This is a genomic window from Streptomyces muensis (assembly GCF_021474425.1).
Classification (GTDB): domain Bacteria; phylum Actinomycetota; class Actinomycetes; order Streptomycetales; family Streptomycetaceae; genus Streptomyces; species Streptomyces muensis.
This window is the reverse complement of sequence record NZ_JAKEIP010000035.1, coordinates 1-26091: the sequence shown is the minus strand read 5'-3', so window position 1 is coordinate 26091 and position 26091 is coordinate 1. Positions and strand designations below refer to the sequence as shown.

Annotated in this window: 18 protein-coding genes and 2 tRNA genes; 2 read left to right on the top strand and 18 right to left on the bottom strand. The window is 68.7% G+C overall.

The window, feature by feature from the left end; genetic code table 11:
- Positions 1-285: 285 nt before the first annotated feature.
- The 12 genes from L0P92_RS12300 to L0P92_RS12245 all read right to left on the bottom strand — a co-directional run bounded on the left by L0P92_RS12300 (position 286) and on the right by L0P92_RS12245 (position 18406).
- Positions 286-2343, bottom strand: coding sequence for a restriction endonuclease (locus L0P92_RS12300; protein ID WP_234762599.1), 2058 nt, complete (start codon positions 2341-2343; stop codon positions 286-288).
- A 316-nt stretch (positions 2344-2659) separates the two neighbouring features.
- Positions 2660-4633 (bottom strand): TIGR03960 family B12-binding radical SAM protein, encoded by a 1974-nt coding sequence (locus L0P92_RS12295; protein WP_234762598.1) that lies wholly within the window; start codon positions 4631-4633, stop codon positions 2660-2662.
- An 80-nt stretch (positions 4634-4713) separates the two neighbouring features.
- Positions 4714-6225: a CYTH and CHAD domain-containing protein gene (locus L0P92_RS12290; protein ID WP_234762597.1), complete on the bottom strand. Its 1512-nt coding sequence runs from the start codon at positions 6223-6225 to the stop codon at positions 4714-4716.
- 145 nt (positions 6226-6370) lie between these two features.
- Positions 6371-7570 (bottom strand): rod shape-determining protein RodA, encoded by a 1200-nt coding sequence (gene rodA, locus L0P92_RS12285; protein ID WP_234762596.1) that lies wholly within the window; start codon positions 7568-7570, stop codon positions 6371-6373.
- The gene (mrdA, locus tag L0P92_RS12280; protein WP_234762595.1) at positions 7567-9828 is read right to left on the bottom strand and encodes a penicillin-binding protein 2; all 2262 of its coding nucleotides are present in this window, start codon (positions 9826-9828) and stop codon (positions 7567-7569) included. The genes rodA and mrdA overlap by 4 nt, the downstream gene beginning before the upstream one ends.
- Before the next feature lie 167 nt (positions 9829-9995).
- Complete coding sequence (gene mreD, locus L0P92_RS12275; protein WP_217206321.1) at positions 9996-10679, bottom strand: rod shape-determining protein MreD; 684 nt, start codon at positions 10677-10679, stop codon at positions 9996-9998.
- A gap of 13 nt (positions 10680-10692) precedes the next feature.
- On the bottom strand, positions 10693-11745 hold the full coding sequence (gene mreC / locus L0P92_RS12270; protein ID WP_234762594.1) for a rod shape-determining protein MreC: 1053 nt from the start codon (positions 11743-11745) through the stop codon (positions 10693-10695).
- 200 nt (positions 11746-11945) lie between these two features.
- Positions 11946-12965, bottom strand: a complete 1020-nt coding sequence (locus L0P92_RS12265; protein ID WP_004931372.1) for a rod shape-determining protein — start codon at positions 12963-12965, stop codon at positions 11946-11948.
- Between the two features lie 269 nt (positions 12966-13234).
- Positions 13235-13648: a nucleoside-diphosphate kinase gene (gene ndk / locus L0P92_RS12260; protein ID WP_062720617.1), complete on the bottom strand. Its 414-nt coding sequence runs from the start codon at positions 13646-13648 to the stop codon at positions 13235-13237.
- Between the two features lie 70 nt (positions 13649-13718).
- Positions 13719-14075, bottom strand: coding sequence for a DUF4233 domain-containing protein (locus L0P92_RS12255; protein ID WP_234762593.1), 357 nt, complete (start codon positions 14073-14075; stop codon positions 13719-13721).
- Positions 14076-14082: 7 nt separating this feature from the next.
- Complete coding sequence (gene folC, locus L0P92_RS12250) at positions 14083-15585, bottom strand: bifunctional tetrahydrofolate synthase/dihydrofolate synthase (RefSeq protein ID WP_234762592.1); 1503 nt, start codon at positions 15583-15585, stop codon at positions 14083-14085.
- 196 nt (positions 15586-15781) lie between these two features.
- A complete protein-coding gene (locus L0P92_RS12245) occupies positions 15782-18406 on the bottom strand; it encodes a valine--tRNA ligase (protein WP_234762591.1) in 2625 nt (874 codons plus the stop codon).
- Positions 18407-18542: 136 nt separating this feature from the next.
- On the opposite strand from L0P92_RS12245, the gene L0P92_RS12240 reads away from it, so the two are divergent.
- Positions 18543-19523 carry a hypothetical protein gene (locus tag L0P92_RS12240; RefSeq protein WP_234762590.1) on the top strand — a complete coding sequence of 327 codons (981 nt, stop codon included), beginning with the start codon at positions 18543-18545 and terminating at the stop codon, positions 19521-19523.
- 91 nt (positions 19524-19614) lie between these two features.
- On the opposite strand, the gene clpX is transcribed toward L0P92_RS12240, so the two are convergent.
- The 5 genes from clpX to L0P92_RS12215 all read right to left on the bottom strand — a co-directional run bounded on the left by clpX (position 19615) and on the right by L0P92_RS12215 (position 24489).
- Complete coding sequence (clpX, locus tag L0P92_RS12235; RefSeq protein ID WP_030052243.1) at positions 19615-20901, bottom strand: ATP-dependent Clp protease ATP-binding subunit ClpX; 1287 nt, start codon at positions 20899-20901, stop codon at positions 19615-19617.
- A gap of 180 nt (positions 20902-21081) precedes the next feature.
- Entirely contained in the window at positions 21082-21762 is a 681-nt protein-coding gene (locus L0P92_RS12230; protein ID WP_308289709.1) for an ATP-dependent Clp protease proteolytic subunit, read from the bottom strand.
- A gap of 52 nt (positions 21763-21814) precedes the next feature.
- Positions 21815-22423: an ATP-dependent Clp protease proteolytic subunit gene (locus tag L0P92_RS12225; protein ID WP_234762617.1), complete on the bottom strand. Its 609-nt coding sequence runs from the start codon at positions 22421-22423 to the stop codon at positions 21815-21817.
- Positions 22424-22795: 372 nt separating this feature from the next.
- Complete coding sequence (gene tig, locus L0P92_RS12220; RefSeq protein ID WP_234762589.1) at positions 22796-24190, bottom strand: trigger factor; 1395 nt, start codon at positions 24188-24190, stop codon at positions 22796-22798.
- A gap of 222 nt (positions 24191-24412) precedes the next feature.
- Positions 24413-24489: transfer RNA gene (locus L0P92_RS12215), tRNA-Pro, on the bottom strand.
- 131 nt (positions 24490-24620) lie between these two features.
- Between L0P92_RS12215 and L0P92_RS12210 the strand changes: the two genes are divergently transcribed.
- Positions 24621-24694: transfer RNA gene (locus L0P92_RS12210), tRNA-Gly, on the top strand.
- Positions 24695-24759: 65 nt separating this feature from the next.
- On the opposite strand, the gene L0P92_RS12205 is transcribed toward L0P92_RS12210, so the two are convergent.
- Positions 24760-25809 (bottom strand): outer membrane protein assembly factor BamB family protein, encoded by a 1050-nt coding sequence (locus tag L0P92_RS12205; RefSeq protein WP_372497244.1) that lies wholly within the window; start codon positions 25807-25809, stop codon positions 24760-24762.
- Positions 25810-26091: the final 282 nt, after the last annotated feature.

Below are 26091 nucleotides of genomic sequence, written 5' to 3'. Positions count from 1 at the left end.
ATACAGGGCGCTCGGTCACAACCAGCGTGGCCGAGCGCGGCACCTGGCCTGGTCGGACAAAATCGATGCACAGCACCGGCTACCCGACCCGCTCAGCAGGGCCCGGGAGCGGCGTTCGGCGGCCGCTGTCGGTACCGCGAGGCGAGCATGCGAAGCGCCTACCGCGGCAAGCGCAGCCACGACCTCGTCCTCACTCGTCCCCGCCAGGGCCTCAACCACCCGATCGAGCATCGCCCACCTCAGCGCGAGTGCCCGCCGGGCGCCGCCGCCGCGTTCTGCGTGGTGCTACTCCACCTCGATGCCGTAGTCCTGAAGGAGCTGTTCCAGACCTCGTGGGTAGCCCTTTCCGCCGAGGACGAAGTCCCAGTCACCGTTCGGCCGGTGCCGGAAGGAGCCCAGTACCAGAGCTGTCTCCCCGCAACGGCCATCCGAGACGTCAAGTCGGCCGAGTTCCGCTCTCGCCGGGTCCAGCAGCCGGATGCAGGCCTCGGTGAAGCCTGACAAGTCGGCGTCAGGATTCACCTCTGGGTCAACAGCAGCCACGAGCACGAACCGATCCGCCTCCTGCGGGAGCGCGTCGAAGGAAACACGAATCGCTGCCTTGTCCGGCGCTTGCGCCGGCACAGCTCGCACCGAACCATCCGGAGTCTGGGGGTTGTTGAAGAACACGAAGTGCTCTTCGCTCAGGACCCGACTGCCCCGACATACGAGTGCGCACACGTCAAGAGCGACGTTCCCCGACCACATCATGCCCAGCACGTTGTAGTCGTCAGGCGGGGTTACCGGCCCGGACGAAGCCGTCTGCGTGGGTGCCGCTCGCCGTCCTTCTCCCAAACGGCCACGAAGCCCGTGCCTGTGCAGCAGATCGACAAGCTCACTGCCCGAGATGAGCTCCAGGGGCTTACCACGGGCGAAGGTGTGCGAGCCGGGTCCGAAAGCCGAGGTGGTCACCAGAACACCCTTGTTGGCGCCGCGGTCCTGGACTGTGCCGTACAGGTCACGCACAGCCGTTGGAGGCACCGTTGCCCGGTAGCGCTTCACCTGTACGACGATCTTGCCGCCTCGGATCGGTGTCGGGTCCATCGCGTCGACATCGACGCCTCCGTCGTTCGAACGCTCGGTCGTCACCGCCTGCATCCCCATCGCACGGAACAACTCCGCGACCAGAGACTCGAAGGCGATCGGATCCATGTCGTACAGATCCGGCTCCTCATTCCCGCCATGGGTGACGACGTGGTTACCAACGTCCCGAGGCTGACGGCTCGGCCGCACCGAGCTGAGCTGATCGGGGCGAGTGGCGAGTTGTCCGCGCAAAGCGTCGGTCAGACAGCTGACGGGATCCACCTGCTCCAGATGCAGTTCGGTGAAGCCCGACCGTCCGGCCATGACAGTAGCCAGAAAGATGTGCGATGGCCGTCCCGTCGCCGGGTCGGGTGCGTCCACGAAGCCGTTCAAAGCGACCGAGTCGAGGATGCCGTACTCATCAGCGGCGAACAGCTGACGCAACACCAGCAGCATGCTCTGCGCCAGCACCTCCCGGTACAGCGCCCGACGCTGAGTCACGGGACGAGCGGTCACCTTGTCCTGATCCTGAGAAGGGACGTACCTCACCGACTTCGCCTCAGGTACCACGTCGTACGTGGGCATCTCCCAGTCCAGGACGAGTTGTCGGGCCGCTGGGTCAAAAGCTGCGGCAACCTGCCGCGGGAACCCTTCGGGCCAGGCGGTCGACGAGTAGAGCGCCGCCGAGAAATACTCGATCACGGAGTCCGGCTCGCCTCGCCTCACCCCCGCGGTCACCTCGACGATGCCGGCGTTGTGCCTACGTATTTCCGACCGCTGAGCCTCCGCGTCCCGCTCATAGTCCCGCTGTGCGGCCGCTAACTGCTGTTGCCGCTGCGCTTCGGCAGCCTGCGCCGCGTGCCAGTCGCGTTCGAAATGAGCGCGCGCCTCGGCCTGAGCTTGTGCACGCCGACTTGCTGTCCAGCCGCCCTGCGCCTGGTACTGGCTCTGATCCGGCATGCGCACAGGCCACGCAAGCGGCCCTGGATCGAACGGCGCGATCTCTTCCGGGCGCATCAAGGACGATGCTCTGAAGACTGGGGTCTGGCAACCGGCGACCAGTAGCCCTTGTAAGGACACGACCTGGGCTTCGATCTCCTCCGTACGTCGCCTGGCCTCCGCCTGCCGGAACTCCCGATGCCCCTGAGCAGCGAGCCGCTGGTAAGCCCGCACCTGCCGGGCTTCCTCCCTGCGCTGCCTCGCCTCGGCTTCCATCTGGCGCTGTTGCTGACGCTGTGTCTCAGCCCAGACGCCGACCAAACCAGCAGAGCGACGACTCATGCGCTACCTGCCCTCCCCAGGGACGTCGGCACCGCCGACCAAAACCTGGTCACCCCCGCAACCAGTAGTAACAATCCGACTTTATCCAGCAATCACCATCCTGGATATCAACTTGCCAAAGGCAAGCTGAGCCGACCATTCAGGCAGCTCACCGGCGTCGGACAGCATTGAGGCCCGTCTGTAGAGAGGGGCCTCAATATTGCAGTACGGGGCCTCAGCGAGGCCTGAGCAGCTCCGACAGCAGCCAGCGCGGCGGCCACCTCTTCCTCGCTCGCTTCAGCCAGGGCCGCAATCCCCCGATCGAGCGTCGCCCACCTCAGTGCGAGTGCCCGCCAGGCGCCGTCGCCGCGTTCTTGACCGTCAGCGGCAGCAGCTTCTTACCGGTCGGGCCGATTTGTATAGCCGTATCCATCTGCGGGCACACCCCGCAGTCGAAGCACGGCGTCCACCGGCAGTCCTCGACCTCGGTCTCGTCGAGGGCGTCCTGCCAGTCCTCCCAGAGCCAGTCCTTGTCGAGGCCGGAGTCCAGGTGGTCCCAGGGGAGGACCTCCTCGTAGGTGCGCTCGCGGGTGGTGTACCAGTCGACGTCGACGCCGAAGGGGGCCAGTGCCTTGTCGGCGCAGCTCATCCAGCGGTCGTAGGAGAAGTGCTCGCGCCAGCCGTCGAAGCGGCCGCCGTCCTCGTAGACCGCGCGGATGACGGCGCCGATGCGGCGGTCGCCGCGGGAGAGGAGGCCCTCGACGATGCCGGGCTTGCCGTCGTGGTAGCGGAAGCCGATCGAGCGGCCGTACTTCTTGTCGCCGCGGATCTTGTCGCGGAGCTTCTCCAGGCGGGCGTCCGTCTCCTCGGCGGAGAGCTGCGGGGCCCACTGGAACGGGGTGTGGGGCTTGGGGACGAAGCCGCCGATCGAGACCGTGCAGCGGATGTCGTTGGAGCGCGAGACCTCGCGGCCCTTGGCGATCACGTTCATCGCCATGTCCGCGATCTGCAGGACGTCCTCGTCCGTCTCCGTCGGCAGGCCGCACATGAAGTACAGCTTCACCTGCCGCCAGCCGTTGCCGTAGGCGGTGGCGACGGTCCTGATCAGGTCCTCTTCGCTCACCATCTTGTTGATGACCTTGCGCATGCGCTCGCTGCCGCCCTCGGGGGCGAAGGTCAGTCCGGAGCGGCGGCCGTTGCGGGTCAGCTCGTTGGCCAGGTCGACGTTGAAGGCGTCCACGCGGGTCGACGGGAGGGACAGACCGATCTTGTCCTCCTCGTAGCGGTCCGCCAGGCCCTTGGCGATGTCGCCGATCTCGCTGTGGTCGGCCGAGGAGAGCGACAGCAGGCCGACCTCCTCGAAGCCGGTCGCCTTCAGGCCCTTCTCGACCATCTCGCCGATGCCGGTGATGGAGCGCTCGCGCACCGGGCGGGTGATCATGCCGGCCTGGCAGAAGCGGCAGCCGCGGGTGCAGCCGCGGAAGATCTCGACCGACATCCGCTCGTGGACCGTCTCGGCGAGCGGGACCAGGGGCTGCTTGGGGTAGGGCCACTCGTCCAGGTCCATGACGGTGTGCTTGGACACACGCCACGGGACACCGCTCTTGTTCGGTACGACACGGGCGATACGGCCGTCCGCGAGGTACTCGACGTCGTAGAACGCCGGGATGTACACCGAGCCCGTCTTCGCGAGGCGGAACAGGACCTCCTCGCGGCCGCCGGGGCGGCCCTCCGCCTTCCAGTCACGGATGATCTTCGTCATGTCGAGCACGGCCTGCTCGCCGTCGCCGATGATCGCCGCGTCGATGAAGTCGGCGATCGGCTCGGGGTTGAAGGCCGCGTGGCCGCCGGCCAGGACGATCGGGTCGTCGATCGTCCGGTCCTTGGACTCCAGGGGGATCCCTGCGAGGTCCAGGGCCGTGAGCATGTTCGTGTAACCGAGCTCGGTGGAGAAGCTGAGCCCGAACACGTCGAAGGCCTTCACCGGCCGGTGGCTGTCCACCGTGAACTGCGGCACGCCGTGCTCCCGCATCAGCGCCTCCAGGTCCGGCCACACGCTGTACGTGCGCTCGGCGAGGACGCCCTCCTGCTCGTTCAGCACCTCGTAGAGGATCATGACGCCCTGGTTGGGCAGCCCGACCTCGTAGGCGTCGGGGTACATGAGCGCCCAGCGGACGTCGCACGACTCCCACGGCTTGACCGTGGAGTTGAGCTCTCCGCCGACGTACTGGATCGGCTTCTGCACATGCGGGAGCAGAGCTTCGAGCTGCGGAAACACGGACTCGGCGGCCGCAGCGACTTCGGCAGACATCTCGCGAACCTTCGTGAGCTGGACTGAACTGACAGGGGTGACCATCTAGCCTAACGCGACCGCGACGGCACCCCGCACGTTCAGATGCTCGTCCCGCCCTTGATCTCCTGCCACAGCCCGGGCAGCCGGGCCTCGTCCTCGGCCGCCCGCCGCTCCTCACGCCCGTACAGCAGCCCGTACGTGAACGACGGCTCCCCCGCCCCGTGCGCCTGCCGGGCCAGCTCCCGCAGGGCCTCCCGGGTCATCACGCTGTCCTGGTGGTCGCCGAGGAGGTTCTGGAGGCTCTTCATCGACTTCACCAGGGCGGTGGCCGGGGCACCCAGCGCCGGGACCGCCGACTCCGCCGCGTACCGAGTCCGCTTGGCCTTCTTCCGCGCCTCGTGCAGCGCGAGATCCCGCTCCTGGCCGGGCTCCAGCTCAAGCCCCTGCTCGACCAGCCGGGACACCTGAGCCAGATCCTTCCGTACGGCCTTCCCGACCGCCTTCTCCGGCTTGCCGCCGGCCGCCTTCAGCAGCGGCGGATCGGCCACCAGGGCGTCGAGGGACTCCAGCAGCCGCAGATAGCGCGTGCCGTCGAGCACGGCGGTCAGACGCCGCCGCGATCCCCCGCCGCGGGCACGCGACCAGGTACGCAGCCGGGTACGGACCGGGCCGACCGTCAGCGCGCGCGGCAGTTCGTCGACGGCCGCCGTCAGCCGCTCGGTGAGCACCTCCTGGTCCCGGTCGACGCCCAGCTCCCCGGCCAGCCACTTCAGCTCCTCGCCGATCGGGTCGGTCACCTCCCGGTCGAGGACCGTGCGGTACGACTTGAGGGCGCTGCGCATCCGCCGGGTGGCGATCCGCATCTTGTGCACGGAGTCGTACACGTCCCGCCGCACGGCCGGATCGAGCTCGATGATCGCGTCCCGCTGTGCGCGCAGGTAGGCCAGGACGTGGTCCCCGGCGGTGACCGGCTTCGCCTCGGACTCCCCCGCCTTCTTGCCCCGCTTCTTCTTCGGCGCCGTCTCCGCCAGGGCCCGGTTCAGCTTCGAGGCCGAGGCGGAGGGCCGTACACCCGCCTTCTTCAGCTTCTTCTCGACCTTGTCGAGGAACGCCGGGTCGGTGCCGTCGGCCAGTTCCACCTCGATCTCGGTCCACTGGGCGGTACGGCCGCCTCCGGTGAGGCGCTCCGCCCGTACGGCGTCCACACTGACCTCGGCGAGCAGCCGGCTCTCGGCGTCCACGAGGTGGCGCACATCACGGTCGGAGCGCAGTCGGACCACGGGCACCAGCTCGGCGTCCCGGACCCGGGAGCGGACGAGACCGGCGAGGGCGCGGGGCAGGGTGTCGGACAACGGGGCTTGGATCTCGTCCCGTACGCCCGGCGCCACGGGGAACTTCAGATGCCAGCCGGCGTCCGAGCCGCCCGTTCTGCGGCGCAGCGTGATCGAGGAGGCGTCGAGGCGCTGGTCCTCGGTGTCGTAGTAGGTGGCGTCCAGATGCGCGACACCCTTGTCGATGACGGCCGCGACCCCTGCGACGCCGGTCAGGTCGGGCAAGCCACTGTCGTCGGATTCATACTTCCGCTCGATTTCGCGCTTCGTGTCCGCCATGACCCGAATCTAGTGGGAGACCCGACCTGACGACAGAGCTCACCAGCCATGAACCCCAGGCGAACAGGGGGTGCCGACACCACGACCCCGGCGACACCGCAACCCCGGCCAACGCCCCGCCCCCGGCTCAAGCCCAGCGCAGCGGCTACGCCGACATCGGCCGCTGCACCCGAATCGACTGCAGCAACCCCACCGCCACCCACACCGCGAACATCGACGACCCGCCGTAGGACACGAACGGCAGCGGCAGGCCGGTCACCGGCATGATGCCCAGGGTCATTCCGATGTTCTCGAAGGACTGGAAGGCGAACCACGCCACGATGCCCGCCGCGACGATCGTCCCGTAGAGCTCGGTCGTCTCGCGGGCGATACGGCAAGCCCGCCAGAGGATCACGCCGAGGAACAGGATGATCAGCCCGCCGCCGACGAAGCCCAGCTCCTCCCCCGCCACGGTGAAGACGAAGTCGGTCTGCTGCTCGGGCACGAACTGGCCGGTGGTCTGCGAGCCGTGGAACAGCCCCGAGCCCGTGAGCCCGCCGGAACCGATCGCGATACGCGCCTGGTTGGTGTTGTAGCCGACGCCCGCCGGGTCGAGCTCGGGGTTGGCGAAGGCAGCGAAGCGGGCGATCTGGTAGTCGTCCAGGACGCCCAGCTGCCAGACCGCGACCGCCCCCATGGTGCCCGCGCCGATCAGCCCGAAGACCCAGCGGTTGGAGGACCCGGACGCGAGCAGCACGCCCAGCACGATCACCACCATCACCATGACCGAGCCGAGGTCGGGCATGAGCAGCACGATCAGCATCGGCACCGCGGCCAGGCCCAGCGCCTGCACCACCGTGCGATGGTCGGGGTACTGCTTGTCGCCCGCGTCCACTCTCGTCGCCAGCAGCATCGCCATGCCCAGGATGATCGTGACCTTCACGAACTCCGAGGGCTGCAGCGAGAAGCCGCCGGGGAGCTTGATCCAGGAGTGGGCGCCGTTGATGGTGGAGCCGAGCGGGGTGAGCACTAGCAGGATCAGGAAGACCGAGACGCCGTACAGGATCGGCACGGCGGTGCGCAGGGCGCGGTGGCCCAGCCACACGGTCCCGATCATCAGCGCGAACCCGATACCGGTGTTGAGGATGTGCCGGATCAGGAAGTAGTACTGGTCGCCCTGGTTGAGTTCGGTGCGGTTGCGGGTCGCCGAGAAGACGAGGACCGAGCCGATCAGCGACAGCGCGATGGCCGACAGCAGTATCGGCCAGTCCAGCCGACGGGCGAGCGAGTCACGGGCGAACAGACGGGTCCAGCCCGCCCGTTCGGGCCCGTACCCGGAGACCTGGAAACTGTTGGCGCCGGTCATGTGAGCATCCTCCGGCTTCCCCGCCGGCGGCTCCCGCGCCGCCTGCGCCGGGTGTCCCGGTTCTCGTTCGTCGGCGGCGCCACGGTCCCGGCGAGCTGCGGCTCGTCGGGCCCTGCCTCACTCTCCTGGCTGGCCCGCTGGTCCTTCGCCGGGTCCTTGGAGACCTTGGGCGAGGTGATGGTGCCGTCCGTGCGGACCTTCGGCAGGCTCTTCGCGGGGGTGGGCAGCAGCGCGTTCTTCTTGTTGATCGTGCCGTCGTCGGAGACGCCGTACAGCGCGTCGTAGATGTTGCGCACGGCCGGACCCGAGGCGCCGGAACCCGTACCACCCTGGGAGATCGTCATGACGATCGAGTAGTCCTTGGTGTAGGTCGCGAACCACGAGGTCGTCTGCTTGCCGTAGACCTCCGCGGTACCGGTCTTGGCGTGCATCGGGATCTTGTCCTGCGGCCAGCCGACCTGCGCGAACCGCCATGCGGCGGTACCGCGGGTGGCGACGCCGGCGAGGGCGTCGTCCATCGCGGCCAGCGTCTGCCTGCTTATCGGCAGCTTGCCGTGCGACCTGGGCTTGATCTCCTCGACGGTCTTGCCGTCCGCGCTGACGACGGCCTTTCCGACCGTGGGGTCGTAGAGGGTGCCGCCGTTGGAGATGGCCGCGTAGATGGTGGCCATCTGGATGGGGGTGACGAGGGTGTCGCCCTGGCCGATGGAGTAGTTGACGGAGTCACCGGCGCGCAGCCGGTTGCCTTCGAGGCAGTTCTCGTAGGCGATCTTCTCGGCGTAGCTGCCGTCCTTGTCGCCGTACTTGCACCAGGCGTCCTTGTTGGCCTTCCAGTAGTCCTGCTTCCACTGGCGGTCCGGGACACGGCCGGTGACCTCGTTGGGCAGGTCGATGCCGGTCTCGGCGCCGAGGCCGAACTGGTGGGCCGTCTTGTAGAACCAGTCGCCCGCGTTCTTCTTCGGCTTGGTGCCGCCGTCCCGCTTCCACTCCTCGTGGCTGAGCCGGTAGAAGACGGTGTCGCAGGACACCTCGAGGGCGCGGCCGAGACTGATCGGGCCGTACCCCTTGGACTCGAAGTTCTTGAAGACCTGGCCGCCGATGGAGTAGGAGCTGGAGCACTGGTAGGGGCCGTCGAAGGAGTAGCCCGCGTTCACCGCGGCGGCCGTCGGGATGACCTTGAAGATGGAGCCCGGGGCCGACTGGCCCTGGATCGCCCGGTTGAGCAGCGGGTAGTTGGAGGACTTGCCGGTCAGCGTCTTGTAGTCCTTGGCGGAGATGCCGCCGACCCAGGCGTTCGGGTCGTATGTCGGGTTGGACGCCATGGCGACGACGCGGCCGGTCTTGGCCTCCATCACGACGACCGCGCCCGAGTCCGCCTTGTAGGGCTCGTTGGTGTTGCGGTCCCACTCCTTGCGGGCCTGCTTCATGGCCTCGTTCAGCTCGTACTCGGCGACCCGCTGCACTCGGGCGTCGATGCTGGTGACGAGGTTGGAGCCGGGCTGGGCGGCGTCCGCCTTGGCCTGGCCGATGACCCGGCCGAGGTTGTCGACCTCGTAGCGGGTGACGCCCGCCTTGCCCCGCAGCACCTTGTCGTACTGCCGCTCAAGGCCGGAGCGGCCGACCTGGTCGGAGCGCAGGTACGGGGAGTCGGTGTCCTGTGCCTGCTGGAGCTCGGTGTCGGTGACCGGGGAGAGGTAGCCGAGGACCTGGGCGGTGTTGGACTCGCCGGGGCTCGGGTAGCGGCGCAGGGCCTGTGGCTCGGCGGTGATGCCGGGGAAGTCCTCGGCGCGCTCGCGGATCTGCAGGGCCTGCTTGGGGGTGGCCTCGTCGGTGATGGGGATCGGCTGGTACGGCGAGCCGTTCCAGCAGGGCTGCGGGGTCTTGGCGTCACACAGCCGGACCTTCTCCTGGACCTCCTTGGGCGTCATGCCCAGCACGCCGGCCAGCTTGGTGAGGACGGCCTCACCGTCGTCCTTCATCTTCAGCAGGTCGGTGCGGGAGGCGGAGACCACCAGCCGTGTCTCGTTGTCGGCGAGCGGCACTCCGCGCGCGTCCAGGATCGAGCCGCGCACGGCGGGCTGGACGACCTGCTGGACGTGGTTGCCGGACGCCTCCTTGGCGTAGGCGTCGCCCTCGCGGATCTGGAGGTACCACAGGCGGCCGCCGAGGGTGCCGAGGAGGGAGAGGACGAGGACTTGGATGACGATGAGCCGGATCTGGACGCGTGGCGTCCGGCCGGTCTCGGGGATGTTGGTCACTGCGGCTGCCTCCCCCTCTCAGTGCGAGTACCGGTACATGCACCGGTGTGAGTACCAGTGCGGATACGACTGTGTGTGTACGAGTGATGAACGGCCGGCCTGCGCGGCCCGGTTCCTCCCGGACTCACCCTCCCGGGTGAATTCCACCGTCCTGAACTCCGCTGTCCTCACAGCCGCTTGACCCCCTTGATACGCCCGGCGCGTGCCGTTCGCACCCGCGCCGCCTTCACCTTCAGGCCGCCCTTGAGCCCGCCGCGCTGGCCGCCGATGCGCAGCCCGGTCCCGCCGGAGAGCCAGCCGGTGGAGATGTCGGCCTTCTTCGTCTGGGAGTTGCTGTCGGCGAGCGGGTCGTTCTCCGCGCGCCGGGCCAGCGCCATGATCCCCGGGACCACGAACGGGGCGAGCAGCAGGTCGTACAGCGCGGCGGTGAACAGCAGGCTGCCGAGGCCGACATGGCGGGCGGCGGTGTCCCCGACGAGGGCACCGACCCCGGCGTACAGCAGGGTCGTGCCGATCGCGGCGACGACCACGACCACCATCGGCCCGGTGGCCGACTTGAGCCGGCCGTTGTCGGGCTTGATGAGCCCGGCGAGATAACCGATGACACACAGCACCAGCGCATAGCGGCCGGCGGCGTGGTCGGCGGGCGGGGCGAGGTCGGCGAGCAGGCCGGCGCCGAAGCCGACGAGGGCGCCGCCGACATGGCCGTAGACCATGGCGAGGCCCAGGACGGTGAGGAGCAGCAGGTCGGGGACGGCGCCCGGGAGGTGGAGCCGGGCCAGGACGCTGACCTGGATCACCAGGGCGACGACGATCAGTGCGGAGGAGAGCAGGATTCGGTTGACGCGCATCGGGCTTCAGCTCCTACTGCTCTTCTTGCTCGTACTGGTTCTGGCCGTCGCCCGGAGGCTGATACTGCCCGTCGGCCCGCGGCTCGTACTGACCGTCCGCCTGGGGCTGGTTCTGCCCGTCCGCCTGGGGCTGGTCCTGGCCGTCGACCGTGCCGTCGGCGCCCGGCGTGACGGTGACCGTGACGGTCGGCGTGGGGGTCGGCTCGGGCTTGTCGGGGAGCACCGTGTCGCGCGGGTCCTTGGTGGGGGCCTGGACGACGACGCCGACGATGTCGAGTTTGGAGAACGCGGCGTACGGCGTGACGTAGAGGGTGCGGGTCAGGCCGCCGCCGGAGGGGTCGACGCGGGAGACGACACCGACGGGGACGCCGGGCACGAAGGGCTTGTCGGCCTGGGAGCCGAAGGTGACGAGCCGGTCGCCCTTCTTCACCTCGGCCTTGCCGTTGAGCAGTTCGACGCGCAGCGGGCGGTCGCCCTGGCCGGAGGCGAAGCCGAGTTCGTCGCTGGCCTCCATACGGGTGCCGACGGTGAAGTCGGGGTCGTTGGCGAGGAGCACGGTCGCGGTGTTCGGGCCGACGGTGGTGACCCGTCCGACGAGCCCGTCCCCGTTCAGGACGGTCATGTCGCGCCGGATGCCGTCGTTCTCGCCGACGTCGATGGTGATCGTCCAGGAGAAGCCCTGGGCCGCTCCTATGGCGATGACCTCGGCGCCCTTGATGCCGTACTGGCCGGCGCCCGCGACCTTCAGCATCTTGTCCAGCTGCCTCAGCCGGCTGCGGTTGCGGTCGTCGCTGCCGAGCCTGGCCTTGAGAGCGGCGTTCTCCTGCTCCAGCGCGGCGAGCCGGTCGTGGCGCTCGCCGGAGTCACGGATCGCGGCGACCGCGTTGCCGACCGGGTCGACCGCCGCCGACACACCGTTCTCGATCGGGCCGAAGACCGTGGCCGCGGCGGACCTCGCGCCGTCGACCGGGGAATCCTCACCGCCGCGGATGTCCACCGTGATCAGCGCGAACGCGATGGCGATCAGCAGCACCAGGAGCAGCCGGCTCTCTCGTGTGTCCCTCACGTGCGGCGGCCGTGCCCTTCCTCATAGGAGTTCGGGAAACCCCAGGGGAACCCCAGGGGTTCATATACGGAATTTGTGTACGGGGCTTGTATGCGAGCTTGAATGACGCGCTTGGCGGCTCTTGGGAAGCTTATGCCTCTATATCAACGATCCGCCGTACGAGAGGAGATCATCCCGTACGGCGGAATCGAAGAGTTACGTCATCTGCGCGGCTGGGCGTCGAGCACCTGCTGCAACGCCTCGAACTCCTCGACGCACTTGCCGGAGCCGAGCGCCACGCTGTCCAGCGGGTCCTCGGCGATGTGGATCGGCATGCCGGTCTCCCGGCGCAGCCGCTCGTCGAGGCCGCGCAGCAGGGCGCCGCCGCCGGTCAGAACGATTCCTCGGTCCATGATGTCGCCGGACAGCTCCGGCGGGCACTTGTCGAGGGTCGTCTTCACCGCGTCCACGATCGCGTTGACCGGTTCCTCGATGGCCTTGCGTACTTCGGCCGCGGAGATGACGACGGTCTTCGGCAGTCCGGAGACCAGGTCCCGGCCGCGGATTTCGGTGTGTTCGTCAGCGTCGAGGTCGTACGCCGAACCGATCGTGATCTTGATCTGCTCGGCCGTCCGCTCACCCAGCAGAAGGGAGTACTCCTTCTTGATGTGCTGGATGATCGCGTTGTCCAGTTCGTCGCCCGCGACGCGGATGGACTGGGCGGTGACGATGCCGCCGAGGGAGATGACCGCGACCTCCGTGGTGCCGCCGCCGATGTCCACCACCATGTTGCCCGTGGCCTCGTGGACCGGCAGGCCGGAGCCGATGGCCGCGGCCATGGGCTCCTCGATGATGTGCACCTGGCGGGCGCCGGCCTGGGACGACGCCTCGATGACGGCGCGGCGCTCGACGCCGGTGATGCCCGAGGGCACACAGACGACGACCCGCGGACGAGCCAGATACCGCCGCTTGTGGATCTTCAGGATGAAGTAGCGGAGCATCCGCTCGGTGATCTCGAAGTCGGCGATGACGCCGTCCTTCAGCGGACGCACGGCAACGATGTTGCCGGGCGTGCGCCCGATCATCTTCTTCGCTTCGGCGCCGACCGCGAGGATGCCACCGGTGTTGGTGTTGATCGCGACGACGGACGGCTCATTGAGTACGATCCCGCGACCCCTGACGTACACCAGCGTGTTGGCGGTCCCGAGGTCGACAGCCATGTCACGGCCGATGAACGACATTGAGTTCCCCATCAGGATTCGTCTGGCCTTCCCTGGGAGCTTTTGATGGCTTTTCAGGTCGGCGAAGTGGGTGCTGTGACGTGAAGGCTTCTATCGTAGACGCGCTTTCGCGAACACTGCGGGAGGGTCTTCGCCATTGTCAGCAGATGGCGAGCCGCCCCGCTTGTGGAGACGGGCCATCGGGGGCACTCGTTCCCTCGATCGCCGCGCATATGCCGCCGGGCGGCCGGGTTTCTTCGGCCGCCCCAGGTCGGGCCGGGTGAGTGGGCTCAGGCACGGCCCGGGAAGAAGATCTTCACCTCGCGCTCGGCGGACTCCTCGGAGTCGGAGGCGTGGATGAGGTTCTCCCGGACGATCACACCGAAGTCACCGCGGATGGAGCCCGGCGCGGCGGCGATCGGGTCGGTCGGACCGGCCAGCGCGCGCAGCCCCTCGATGACCCGCTCGCCCTCGACGATCAGGGCGACGACCGGGCCGGAGGCCATGAACTCCACCAACGGCTCGTAGAAGGGCTTGCCCTTGTGCTCGCCGTAGTGCTGCTCCAGCGTGTCCTGGTCCAGGGTGCGCAGCTCCAGCGCGGTGATCTGCCAGCCGGCCTTGCGCTCGATACGGCTGATGATCTCGCCGGTCAGGCCGCGACGGACGGCGTCGGGCTTGAGCAGGACGAGGGTGCGCTGGGTCACGGGAGGGCTCCTTCTTACTGACTGCCGGTGGTGCGGTGGGATGAGGTTACAGGGCGTGTCCGGGCCCTTGTTACGCAGCGTCAGGTGTAGAGGAGTCGCTCTGCGCGGCGAATCTCGCCTTCGCCTCGTCGACCTTCCTCCCGTAGTGCACCGAGGCCCACCACAGCGCCGCGAAGATCACGCCCAGGATGAACATCGTCGACACGATGAAGCCGGAGGCGATCAGGGCGATCTGCAACGCCCAGCCGAGAGCGACACCGCCGGGGCGGGTCACCAGGCCGCACAGCAGCACGCACAGGAACATGGCGATACCACTGACCGTCCACACCGTCGACATGGACAGGTCCGGGTCCTTCATGGCGACCAGACCGGCGAAGCCGATGACGAAGAACTCGCCGATCAGCGTCGAGGAACAGAGCGTACGCATCTGGGACTCAGCCCTTCCCCAGCAGCAGCCGGGCCTCGCCGACCGTGATGACGGACCCGGTGACCAGCACACCGCCGCCCGCGAACTCGCCCTCCTCCTCGGCCAGCGTGATCGCGGCCTCCAGGGCGTCCGGCAGCCGCGGCTCGACCTGCACGCGCTCGTCGCCGAACACCTCGACGGCCAGGGCGGCCAGTTCGTCGGCGTCCATGGCGCGGTGCGAGGAGTTCTGCGTGACGACGATCTCGGCGAAGATCGGCTCGAAGGCCTCCAGCAGCCCCCGCACGTTCTTGTCGCCGCTCGCGCCGACGACCCCGATCAGCCGGCTGAAGTCGAAGGCCTCGCCGATCGCCTCGGCGGTGACCCGCGCGCCGGCCGGGTTGTGGGCCGCGTCCAGCACGACGGTCGGCGACCGCCGTACGACCTCCATCCGCCCCGGAGAGGCGACCGCTGCGAACGCCTTGCGGACGGTGTCGATGTCCAGCGACTCGGCCCGGGCGGCACCGACGCCGAAGAACGCCTCCACGGCGGCGAGCGCCACGGCGGCGTTGTGCGCCTGGTGCGCGCCGTGCAGCGGCAGATACACCTCGGGGTACTCGCCGCCGAGTCCGCGCAGCGTCACCAGCTGTCCGCCGACGGCGACCTGACGTGCCACGACCCCGAACTCCAGGCCCTCACGGGCCACTGTGGCGTCGACCTCCACGGCCTTCTTCAGCAGCACCTGCGCGGCGTCCACCGGCTGCTGGGCCATGATCACGATGGCGTCCTGCTTGATGATGCCGGCCTTCTCGGAGGCGATCTCACCGGGCGTGCCGCCGAGCCGGTCGGTGTGGTCGAGGTCTATCGGCGTCACGACGGCGACGTCACCGTCGATGACGTTCGTGGCGTCCCAGGAGCCGCCCATCCCCACTTCCACGACGGCGACGTCGACGGGCGCGTCGGCGAAGGCGGCGTACGCCATGCCCGTGAGCACCTCGAAGAACGACAGCCGGTACTCCTGCTGTGCGTCGACCATCTCGATGTACGGCTTGATGTCCTGGTACGTCTCGATGAAGCGCTCGGCGGAGATCGCGGCGCCGTCGAGACTGATCCGCTCGGTGATCGACTGGACGTGCGGCGAGGTGTAGCGACCGGTGCGGAGCTCGAAGGCGCCGAGGAGGGCCTCGATCATGCGGGCCGTCGACGTCTTGCCGTTGGTGCCGGTGATGTGGATCGAGGGGTACGACCGCTGCGGTTCGCCGAGGACGTCCATGAGCGCGGAGATGCGGCTGACGGAGGGCTCCAGCTTGGTCTCGCCCCAGCGGGTCGCGAGCTCCGTCTCGACCTCGCGCAGGGCCTTGTCGACCTCGGGGTCCTCGGGGCGTGCGGGCACGTCTGCCTGGGGCTTGCCGCCCTGGGTGCGGAGGGTTCGGCTGCCGGCCTCGATGACCGCCAGGTCGGGGTCGCGGTCGGTCTCCTCAGCGATGATCTCGTCGAAGGGGTCGAGGGGGTCGGGCTCGTTCTGGTCGCTCACGGGGCCAGTCTACGGACGGGGACTGACAGTGCGCCCAGGGTGTGGGGTGGTGTGAGTTGTGGGGCGGCTGACGGGCCGGTGGGGGCTGGTCGCGCCCACGCGGCGGAGCCGCACATCGATACAGCCCCGCGCCCCTGCCCAGGCAAAGGCCCCCGGCGCCACGGAGCGCAGGGGGCCTTCAGTCGCGTAGAACGACTCACGCCTCCGGCAGGCGGTCCAGCTGGGCGGCGATGCGGGCGATGTCCTCGTCCGCCTTCGCGAGGCGGCCGCGGATCTTCTCCACGACGTTGTCCGGGGCCTTCGCCAGGAAGGCCTCGTTGCCGAGCTTGGCCGTGGCCTGGGCCTTTTCCTTCTCGGCGGCGGCCAGGTCCTTCGCGAGGCGCTTGCGCTCGGCCGCGACGTCGATCACGCCGGAGAGGTCCAGCGCGACCTCGGCGCCCGCGACGGGCAGCGTCGCCGTGGCCGCGAAGTTCTCGCCCTCCGGCTGGAGGCGCAGCAGCTGGCGGATGGCCGGCTCGTGCGGGGCGAGGGCGGTGCCGTCCAGGGTGAGGCGGGCCGGGACGCGCTGGCCGGGCTGGAGGCCCTGGTCGGCACGGAAGCGGCGGACCTCGGTGATGACGGACTGGAGCGACTCGATCTCCTGCTCCGCCCCCTTGTCGCGGAAGCCGCTGTCGGCCGGCCACTCGGCGATCACGATCGACTCGCCGCCGGTCAGGGTGGTCCACAGGGTCTCCGTGACGAACGGGACCACCGGGTGCAGCAGCTTCAGCGTGACGTCGAGGACCTCGCCGAGGACGCGCTTGGAGACCTCGGCCGCCTCGCCGCCCGCCTGGAACGTCGTCTTGGACAGCTCGACGTACCAGTCGAAGACCTCGTCCCACGCGAAGTGGAAGAGGGCGTCGGACAGCTTGGCGAACTGGTAGTCCTCGTAGAACGCGTCGACCTCGGCGACCACCGAGTTCAGGCGGGAGAGGATCCAGCGGTCCGTAGACGACATCGCCGACGGGTCCGGAAGCGGACCGTCGACCGTCGCACCGTTCATCAGCGCGAAGCGGGTCGCGTTCCAGATCTTGTTGGCGAAGTTGCGCGATCCCTGGACCCAGTCCTCGCCGATCGGGACGTCGACGCCCGGGTTGGCGCCACGGGCGAGCGTGAAGCGAAGCGCGTCGCTGCCGTACTTGTCCATCCAGTCCAGCGGGTTGACCGCGTTGCCGAAGGACTTCGACATCTTCTTGCCGAACTGGTCGCGGACCATGCCGTGCAGGGCGATCGTGTGGAACGGCGGGGTGCCGTCCATCGCGTACAGGCCGAACATCATCATCCGGGCGACCCAGAAGAAGAGGATGTCGTAGCCGGTGACCAGGACGGAGTTCGGGTAGAACTTCGCGAGCGACTCGGTCTGTTCGGGCCAGCCGAGGGTCGAGAAGGGCCACAGGCCGGAGGAGAACCAGGTGTCGAGGACGTCGGTGTCCTGACGCCAGCCCTCACCGGTGGGGACCTCGTCGTCGAGGCCGACGCAGACGACCTCGCCGTTCGGGCCGTACCAGACCGGAATCCGGTGCCCCCACCACAACTGCCGCGAAATACACCAGTCGTGGAGGTTGTCGACCCAGTCGAAGTACCGCTTCTCCATCTCCTGCGGGTGGATCTTGACCTTGCCGTCGCGGACCGCGTCACCGGCGGCCTTGGCGAGCGGACCGACCTTGACCCACCACTGCATGGACAGGCGCGGCTCGATGGTGGTCTTGCAGCGCGAGCAGTGGCCGACGGAGTGGACGTACGGCCGCTTCTCGGCGACGATCCGGCCCTCGGCGCGCAGCGCGGCGACGATCGCCGAGCGGGCCTCCAGCCGGTCCAGGCCCTGGAAGGGGCCGTGGGCGGTGATGACCGCGTGCTCGTCCATCACTGCGAGGGACGGCAGGTCGTGACGCTGGCCGATCTCGAAGTCGTTCGGGTCGTGGGCCGGGGTGACCTTGACGGCGCCCGTGCCGAACTCGGGGTCGACGTGCTCGTCGGCCACGACGGGGATACGGCGGCCGGTGAGCGGCAGCTCGATCTCGCGTCCGACGAGGTGGCGGTAGCGCTCGTCCTCGGGGTGGACGGCGACCGCGGTGTCGCCGAGCATCGTCTCGGCACGGGTCGTCGCCACGACGATGGCGTCGTCGCCCTCGCCGTACCGGATGGAGACGAGCTCGCCGTCGTCGTCCTGGTACTCGACCTCGATGTCCGAGATGGCCGTCAGACAGCGTGGGCACCAGTTGATGATGCGCTCGGCGCGGTAGATCAGCTCGTCGTCGTAGAGCCGCTTGAAGATGGTCTGGACGGCCTGGGACAGGCCCTCGTCCATCGTGAAGCGCTCACGCGACCACGCGACACCGTCGCCGAGGCGCCGCATCTGCCCGCTGATCTGCCCGCCGGACTCGCCCTTCCACTGCCAGACACGCTCGACGAACGCCTCGCGGCCCAGGTCGTGCCGGGACTTGCCCTCCTTGCCGAGCTCGCGCTCGACGACGTTCTGCGTGGCGATACCGGCGTGGTCCATGCCGGGCTGCCACAGCGTCTCGTAACCCTGCATGCGCTTACGGCGCGTGAGGGCGTCGATGAGGGTGTGCTCGAAGGCGTGCCCGAGGTGCAGGCTGCCCGTGACGTTCGGCGGCGGGATGACGATGGTGTACGGCGGCTTGTCGCTCTTCTCGTCCGCCTCGAAGTAACCGCGCTCTACCCAGCGCTCGTACAGCGGCCCCTCTACATCGGCCGGCGCGTACTGGGTCGGCAGTTCGGTGTCGGGCGCTGGTGGCTGCTGCTGAGCGTTCTCGGTCACCCGCTCAGTTTAGGGGTGTCCCGGGCGTGTCCCGAAACGCGTTTGTTCTGTAACGGTGGGCACCCCGATGCCATGCGTGCGCTGTGATTGCGCCAGGATGTCGTGAACATATAAGCATCTGGAGGGGAACCCAGAAATGAGCTACAACCAGCCGGGCCCGTACGGCGGGCAGCCCCAGCAGCCCGGTCCGTACGGCCAGCCAGGTCCGTACGGCCAGCAGCCGCAGGCGCCCCAGCCCGGCTACGGCTACCCCCAGCAGGCTCCTCCGCCCCAGCCCCAGCCCGGTTACGGCTACCCTCAGCAGGCCCCGGGCGTCCCGCCCCAGCAGCCGAACCCGTACGGCCAGCAGCAGCCCCCGTACGGCCAGGCCCCGTACGGCATGCCGCAGCCGCCGGCGCCGGGTGGCGGCGGCAAGAAGACCGGCCTGATCATCGGCGCGGTGGCGGTCGTGGCCGCGATCGGCGTCGGGGCGTACTTCGCGCTCGGCGGCAGCCGTGGCGGCGCGGGCGGCAGCCTGGAGGACGACGGCGCGCACAAGCTGGCGACTCCGCAGAAGCTGCTCAGCGACTACACGCGGATGGGCGACGAGGGCGGTGGGTCCAGCGGCGGCGACGCGACGTCGGAGCTGGAGAAGAGCGGCGTCAAGAACGGCACCGACGTGACCGGTATCTACTCGACCGCGGACCTCTCGAGTTACGACCCCAGCGACCCGAACAGCGCCACGCCCGATCTGGGCGAGTTGGCGAAGGCCAAGAGCATCTTCTACGCGGGCGCCTACGGCGAGATCGCCGACCCGGAGAAGGCTCTGGACGCGTTCTTCGCCTCCTTCAAGAAGGAGGCCGAGGAGGATTCCTCCTCCGGAAGCAGCAGCGCCCCCAAGACCGAGCTGATCGGCGAGCCCGAGTCCGCCGACCTCGACGGCGCGGTCATGAAGTGCCAGTCGACCAAGGCCCAGGACTTGATGACCAAGCAGGAGAGGACCAACTGGTTCTGCGCCTGGGCCGACTACAGCACCATCGCGCTGGTGTCGCCGAGTGACGCCACGGCAAGCGTCTCCAAGGACGTGGCGATCGACATCACCACGAAGGTGCGCGCCGAGGTCCGCGTCAAGGCCTGACACCCGTAGGACGCTCCACGCGGAAGGGGCCCCGGTCGCGATCGACCGGGGCCCCTTCTCTACGTCTGCTGTACGTCTGTGCTGCGGGCGGCTACGCCGTCTTCTGCTCGCCCGGACCACGCCCGCGCGCGTCCCTCGGGATCAGCGTCGGGTTCACGTTCGAGTGGACGACGTCCGCCGTGATGACGACGCGGGCCACGTCCTTGCGGGACGGGATCTCGTACATCACGCCCTGGAGCACCTCCTCCATGATGGCGCGCAGGCCGCGGGCGCCGGTCTGGCGGAGGATGGCCTGGTCGGCGATGGCTTCCAGGGCCTCGCGCTCGAAGTCCAGCTCCACGCCGTCGAGTTCGAAGAGGCGCTGGTACTGCTTCACCAGGGCGTTGCGGGGCTCGACGAGGATCTGGAGGAGGGCCTCGCGGTCCAGGTTGTGGACGCTCGTGATGACGGGGAGGCGGCCGATGAACTCGGGGATCATGCCGAACTTGACCAGGTCCTCGGGCATGACGTCCTCGAACTGGTCCTTGGCCTCCAGCTCGCGCTTGGAGCGGATCGTCGCGCCGAAACCGATGCCCTTGGCTCCGGCCCGGGACTCGATGATCTTCTCCAGACCGGCGAACGCGCCGCCCACGATGAACAGGACGTTCGTCGTGTCGATCTGGATGAACTCCTGGTGGGGGTGCTTGCGGCCGCCCTGGGGCGGGACCGAGGCCGTGGTGCCTTCGAGGATCTTGAGCAACGCCTGCTGGACACCCTCGCCGGACACGTCGCGGGTGATCGAGGGGTTTTCGCTCTTCCGGGCGACCTTGTCGATCTCGTCGATGTAGATGATCCCGGTCTCGGCCTTCTTGACGTCGTAGTCGGCCGCCTGGATCAGTTTCAGCAGGATGTTCTCGACGTCCTCACCGACATAGCCGGCCTCCGTCAGCGCGGTGGCGTCGGCGATGGCGAACGGAACGTTCAGCATGCGCGCCAGCGTCTGGGCGAGCAGCGTCTTGCCGGAGCCCGTGGGGCCCAGCAGCAGGATGTTGGACTTCGCCAACTCGATGGCGTCGTCGCGGCCTTGGGCGCCGCCGTTCTCGCCGGCCTGGACGCGCTTGTAGTGGTTGTAGACGGCGACGGAGAGCGCCTTCTTGGCCGCTTCCTGGCCGACCACGTAGCCCTCGAGGAACTCGTAGATCTCGCGCGGCTTGGGCAGTTCCTCCCAGCGGACCTCACTGGTCTCCGCGAGCTCTTCCTCGATGATCTCGTTGCAGAGATCGATGCACTCGTCGCAGATGTACACACCAGGGCCTGCGATGAGCTTCTTGACCTGCTTCTGGCTCTTGCCGCAGAACGAGCACTTGAGCAGATCGCCGCCGTCACCGATGCGTGCCACGGTGTGCTTCCCCTTCGCCTGGGAGACGCCTGGACGTTTTCGAATCCAGCGGCTCCTGGTGCTGCCTTATGTCGACGGTACCTTGCCTGGCCCCCCGTTCGGGCCCCCCTTGGCGCGGTTCACTTTGACGTGCACCGTCCCAAACCGTGCCAAGGGGCAGCAGACAATACCGGGTCCGCGTCAGCGAACGTCGGCGTTGTTCATCTTCCGCGTGGAGATGATCTGGTCGATCAGCCCGTACGACAGCGCGTCCTCGGCCGTGAGGATCTTGTCGCGCTCGATGTCCTCGCGGATCTTCTCGATCGGCGTGGTGGAGTGCTTGGCCAGCATCTCCTCCAGCTGCGAGCGCATCCGGAGGATCTCGTTGGCGGCGATCTCCAGGTCGGAGACCTGGCCGCGGCCGGTCTCGCTGTACGGCTGGTGGATCAGCACGCGCGCGTTGGGCAGCGCCATGCGCTTGCCGGGGGTGCCGGCGGCGAGCAGGACGGCGGCGGCGGAGGCGGCCTGGCCCATGCAGACCGTCTGGATGTCCGGCTTCACGAACTGCATCGTGTCGTAGATGGCCGTGAGCGCGGTGAAGGAACCGCCCGGGCTGTTGATGTAGACCGAGATGTCCCGGTCGGGGTCCATCGACTCCAGGCACAGCAGCTGCGCCATGACGTCGTTCGCGGAGGCGTCGTCGATCTGCACGCCGAGGAAGATCACGCGCTCCTCGAAGAGCTTCGCGTACGGGTCGTACTCGCGGATGCCCTGCGAGGTGCGCTCGACGAAGCGCGGGATGACGTACCGGGACTCGGCCACGGGGCCCGCGTACTCGGCGCGCGAGCGGTCGTACAGGCCGCTGCCGGGGAAGTCGTTCACTGTCTGTCTCCTAGGGGCTGAGGCGGTCGGCTGGGGGATGTGCGGGGGGCCTTCAGGCCGCCCCGGTGCCGCCGCCGCCCGGCATCCCGGCGGCCGTCGGGATGACGTCGTCGATGAGGCCGTACTCCTTGGCCTCGAAGGCGTCGAACCAGCGGTCACGGTCCGAGTCACGGGTGATCTGCTCGACCGACTGGCCGGTGTGCTGCGAGGTGAGCTCGGCCATGCGCTTCTTGGTGTGCAGCAGCCGCTCTGCGTGGATCTTGATGTCGGAGGCCGAGCCGGCCAGGCCCGCGGAGGGCTGGTGGATCAGGATCTCGGCGTTCGGCAGCGCGAAGCGCTTGCCGGGGGTGCCCGCGCTGAGCAGGAACTGGCCCATGGAGGCCGCGAGGCCCATGGCGATGGTCACCACGTCGTTCTTGATGTACTGCATGGTGTCGTAGATCGCCATGCCGGCCGTGATCGAACCGCCCGGGCTGTTGATGTACATGTAGATGTCCTTGTCCGGGTCTGCGGCAAGGAGCAGCAACTGCGCGGTGATCTTGTTGGCGATGTCGTCGTCGACCGGCTGGCCGAGGAAGATGATCCGCTCGCCGAGCAGCCGGTTGTAGACATGGTCGCCGAGGCCACCGCCGATGGAGGGCTCGCCGGCGGCGGAAGGCATCAGATTCGTCACGTATCCACCTGCTCGTCTTACGACGGCGCCGGGCCGTCTGCACGTCTTCTGCGTGGGCAACGGGGACTCCCCTGCCCTCATACTCATGGACCCTAACGCGGTGGCCCTGTGCCGCAATCCCGGTTCAGCGGGTGTTCGCTGTGAGCGCATGTGCTCCGCCGGGTGGGCGGGACTTCTCGCCGTGGCTCCGCTGGAGAGTGGGCGGCTGCGGGTCGTGTGTGGTGGCTCGCGCCCACGCGGCGGAGCCGCACATCGACACAGCCCCGCGCCCCTTGGCGGCACTGTCCAGCCGTACGACAGAAGGGCCCCGGGGACTGTGCTCCCCGGGGCCCTTCGTGCGCGCTGTGCGGCGCCGTGGGCTCAGCCCTCGGTCTTCTCCTCGTCGGAGGCGTCCGCGGTGCCCTCGGCGGCCTCGACCGTCTCGGTGGCCTGCTCGACCTCGTCCTCGTCGTCGAGGTCGATGAGCTCGCCGTTGGTGTCCTTGACCACGGCCTTCTCGACCACGACGGCCAGGGCCTTGCCGCGGGCGACCTCGCCGACCAGGAGCGGAACCTGGCCGCCCTCGACGACCGCCTGGGCGAACTGGTCGGGGGACATGCCGGAGGAGGCGGCGCGGCGCATGAGGTGCTCGGTGAGCTCCTCCTGGTTGACGTTCAGCTTCTCCTGCTTGACGAGCTCGTCGAGGACGAACTGCGTCTTGATGCCCTTGACCGCGGCTTCCTTGGTCTCGGCGTCGAACTCCTCGGCCGTCTTGCCCTGGATCTCGAGGTACTTCTCGAGGTCGAGGCCCATCTGGCCGAGCTGGTGGTGCTCCAGGTTGTGCTTGCGGGTGTTGATCTCGTCCTCGAGGAGCTTCTCGGGGACGGGCACCTCGACGAGCTCCAGCAGCTTCTCCAGGACGCGCTCCTGGGCCTGCGTGGCCTGGTCGTACTGCTTCATGTTCTCCAGGCGCTTGCGGCTGTCGGCCTTGAGCTCCTCGAGGGTGTCGAACTCGGAGGCGAGCTGCGCGAAGTCGTCGTCCAGCTCGGGCAGTTCGCGCGCGGCGACCTGGGTGACCTTGACGGTGACCTCGGCCGCCTTGCCGGCCGCCGAGCCGCCCTTGAGCTCGGAGGTGAAGGTGGCCTCGCCACCGGCCTCCAGGCCCTTCACGGCGTCGTCGATGCCGTCCAGCAGCTCACCGGAGCCGATGGTGTAGGAGACGCCCTCGGCGACGCCGTCCTCCAGGACCTCGCCGTCGACCTTGGCCTGAAGGTCGATCGTGACGACGTCGCCGTCCTCGGCGGCACGCTCGACCGGGGAGGTGGAGGCAAAGCGCTCGCGGAGCTGCTCGACCGACTTGTCGATGTCCTCGTCGGTGACCTCGACGGCGTCGACCTCGACCTCGATGCCGGAGTAGTCCGGGATCTCGATGGTCGGGCGGACGTCGACCTCGGCGGTGAAGTTCAGCGTCTCGCCGTCCTTCAGCTCGGTGATGTCGACCTCGGGCTGGCCCAGGACGTCGATCTCCGCCTCGTTGACCGCCTCGGTGTAGAACTTCGGCAGCGCGTCGTTGACGGCCTCCTCCAGCACGGCGCCACGGCCGAACCGCTGGTCGATGACGCGGGCCGGGATCTTGCCCTTGCGGAAGCCCTTCACCGTGACCTGCTGGTTGATCTTCTTGTACGCCGCGTCGAGGCTGTCCTTGAGCTCCTCGAAGGGCACCTCGATGCTGAGCCGAACCCGAGTCGGGTTCAGGGTCTCCACGGCGCTCTTCACGGTTCGGTCTCCTTGGGGGCTGACTTCTTGGTTTCTGCCGGGGCCAGACTGGTCCGGCGGATTTCGTCGCCCGGAGGACGTCCAGAGGATGTCCGGGGATGTCCAGAGGTTCCTGTGGATGAGACACACGGGCGCGCAGCTTGCATAGTAACCGCAGCCGCTCAACGCCCCAAAGGCGATCAAGCGAGGTGACCGCGCGGATGACCGGTGCGGGCCGGTCGGTGGTCGGGGTGGCGGGATTTGAACCCACGGCCTTCCGCTCCCAAAGCGGACGCGCTACCAAGCTGCGCCACACCCCGTGCTGGTGCGACACGTAGGGTACATGCCCGCGGACGGTGCGGCCGCCGCAATAACGGGGTGTGCGGCGAGGGGTGCCGACCCGCTACGATGCCTTCTGTGCCGCGGTCACCTGACCTGCGGCGCGTCCTGTGCGGGCGTAGCTCAATGGTAGAGCCCTAGTCTTCCAAACTAGCTACGCGGGTTCGATTCCCGTCGCCCGCTCCATACGGCTCAGGGCCAGGTCAGAGGATGATTCCTCGACCTGGCCCTGATCGTTTCCGGGGGGCCGGTCAGTCGTCGTGCAGGGTGCGGATGTCCACGGTGTAGACGGAGCGGACGCCGTACGGGACGTAGAGGGCGTCGCCGGCGAGGGTCGGGGGCGGTCCGACGCCGCCGCCGGGGAAGTCGGCGGTGCCGCCGTCGTCGCGTCCCTGGAGGGTGGCCTCCACGGTGCCGGTGCGCAGGTTCAGGGCCGCCAGGCGACCGCTCGGGGACGCCAGGTAGAGGTGGGACGCGGTGGCGACGGGGATGCCCGGCGACTCCACGGTGGAGTTGCTCTCCCAGAGCTGGCGTCCGCTGTCCGGGGCGACCGCGCGGACGCCGCCGCTGGGCGAGGTGACGTAGAGCCGGTCGCCCAGGAGCGTGGGGGTGGTGCCCTCGGGCTGGGGCTGGGACAGCCGTACGGTCGTCATGACGTGCGAGGTGGCGTGGATCAGGGTCAGCGTGCGGCGGACGCCGGTCGTGTCGAGCACCACCAGGCGCCCGTCGGCCTGACCGACGACGTCCTTCTCTCCGTCGACGCTCACCGTCCAGCGAGGGCGGCCGGTGGTCCGGTCGAGTTGCGAGATGCTCGTGCCGGTGGCGCCGCCCTCCTCCTCGCCCCACGTCTGGCACACCAGGTAGGCGTTGCGGGCGGCGCTGCGCAGCAGGCACGTCTTGGTGTCGGAGTCGGGTATCGGACGCTTCCAGCGGACCTTGCCGTCGGCGGCGCCAAGCAGGGCGTACTGCTGGCCCTTCGCGCCGTGGACGGTGATGACGCCCTCCGGGACGCCGATGGAGGCACCCTGTTCGGCGTTCGGTTCCGAGGCCTCGTCGCCTTCGCCGGTGACCGTCTTCCAGATGACCTTGCCGGTGTCGGCGTCGAGTGCCTGGATCGTGTAGCGGTACGAGGTGAACCCGTCCGCGCCGGCGGGCCGGTCGTCGGCGCCGTAGACGTACACGCGGCCGCTGCGCGCGGCGATGACCGTGCCCGAGTTGCTGCTGCCGTTGTCGTCGGCGGTCTCGTCGATCGGCCGGGCCCAGGTGTTGCGGCCGTCGGCGAGGGCGAAGCGGGTCGCCATGACGTCGTCGCCCGCGCAGACGAGGGAGCGACCGGTGGCCGCGCAGCGGTTGAACGGGCCGTCGGCGCCTATCGGGTCCTTGTCGACGCTCGGGTCCTTGGACTTGTTGTGCCAGGCCTGCCAGCCGAGGGGCAGGGCGCCCGGGTCGGTGTCGTCGCCGGTGAGGGCGACCGTCGTGGTGGCGAGGGCCGCGAGGATGACGGCGCCGGCCGCCGACGTCTTCTCGCTCGGCTCGGTCCTCGCGTACGCCGCCACCGGACGCGGCCCGTTCGACAGCCCGAG

What these genes read in the sequence shown, in the direction of transcription:
- L0P92_RS12300 (WP_234762599.1), bottom strand. Translation starts at nt 2,343, where the DNA reads ATGAGTCGTCGCTCTGCTGGTTTGGTCGGCGTCTGGGCTGAGACACAG.
- L0P92_RS12295 (WP_234762598.1), bottom strand. Translation starts at nt 4,633, where the DNA reads ATGTCTGCCGAAGTCGCTGCGGCCGCCGAGTCCGTGTTTCCGCAGCTC.
- L0P92_RS12290 (WP_234762597.1), bottom strand. Translation starts at nt 6,225, where the DNA reads ATGGCGGACACGAAGCGCGAAATCGAGCGGAAGTATGAATCCGACGAC.
- rodA (WP_234762596.1), bottom strand. Translation starts at nt 7,570, where the DNA reads ATGACCGGCGCCAACAGTTTCCAGGTCTCCGGGTACGGGCCCGAACGG.
- mreD (WP_217206321.1), bottom strand. Translation starts at nt 10,679, where the DNA reads ATGCGCGTCAACCGAATCCTGCTCTCCTCCGCACTGATCGTCGTCGCC.
- L0P92_RS12265 (WP_004931372.1), bottom strand. Translation starts at nt 12,965, where the DNA reads ATGTCGTTCATCGGCCGTGACATGGCTGTCGACCTCGGGACCGCCAAC.
- L0P92_RS12255 (WP_234762593.1), bottom strand. Translation starts at nt 14,075, where the DNA reads ATGCGTACGCTCTGTTCCTCGACGCTGATCGGCGAGTTCTTCGTCATC.
- L0P92_RS12240 (WP_234762590.1), top strand. Translation starts at nt 18,543, where the DNA reads ATGAGCTACAACCAGCCGGGCCCGTACGGCGGGCAGCCCCAGCAGCCC.
- L0P92_RS12225 (WP_234762617.1), bottom strand. Translation starts at nt 22,423, where the DNA reads ATGCCTTCCGCCGCCGGCGAGCCCTCCATCGGCGGTGGCCTCGGCGAC.
- L0P92_RS12205 (WP_372497244.1), bottom strand. Translation starts at nt 25,809, where the DNA reads ATGGCGACCCGCTTCGCCCTCGCCGACGGCCGCAACACCTGGGCCCGG.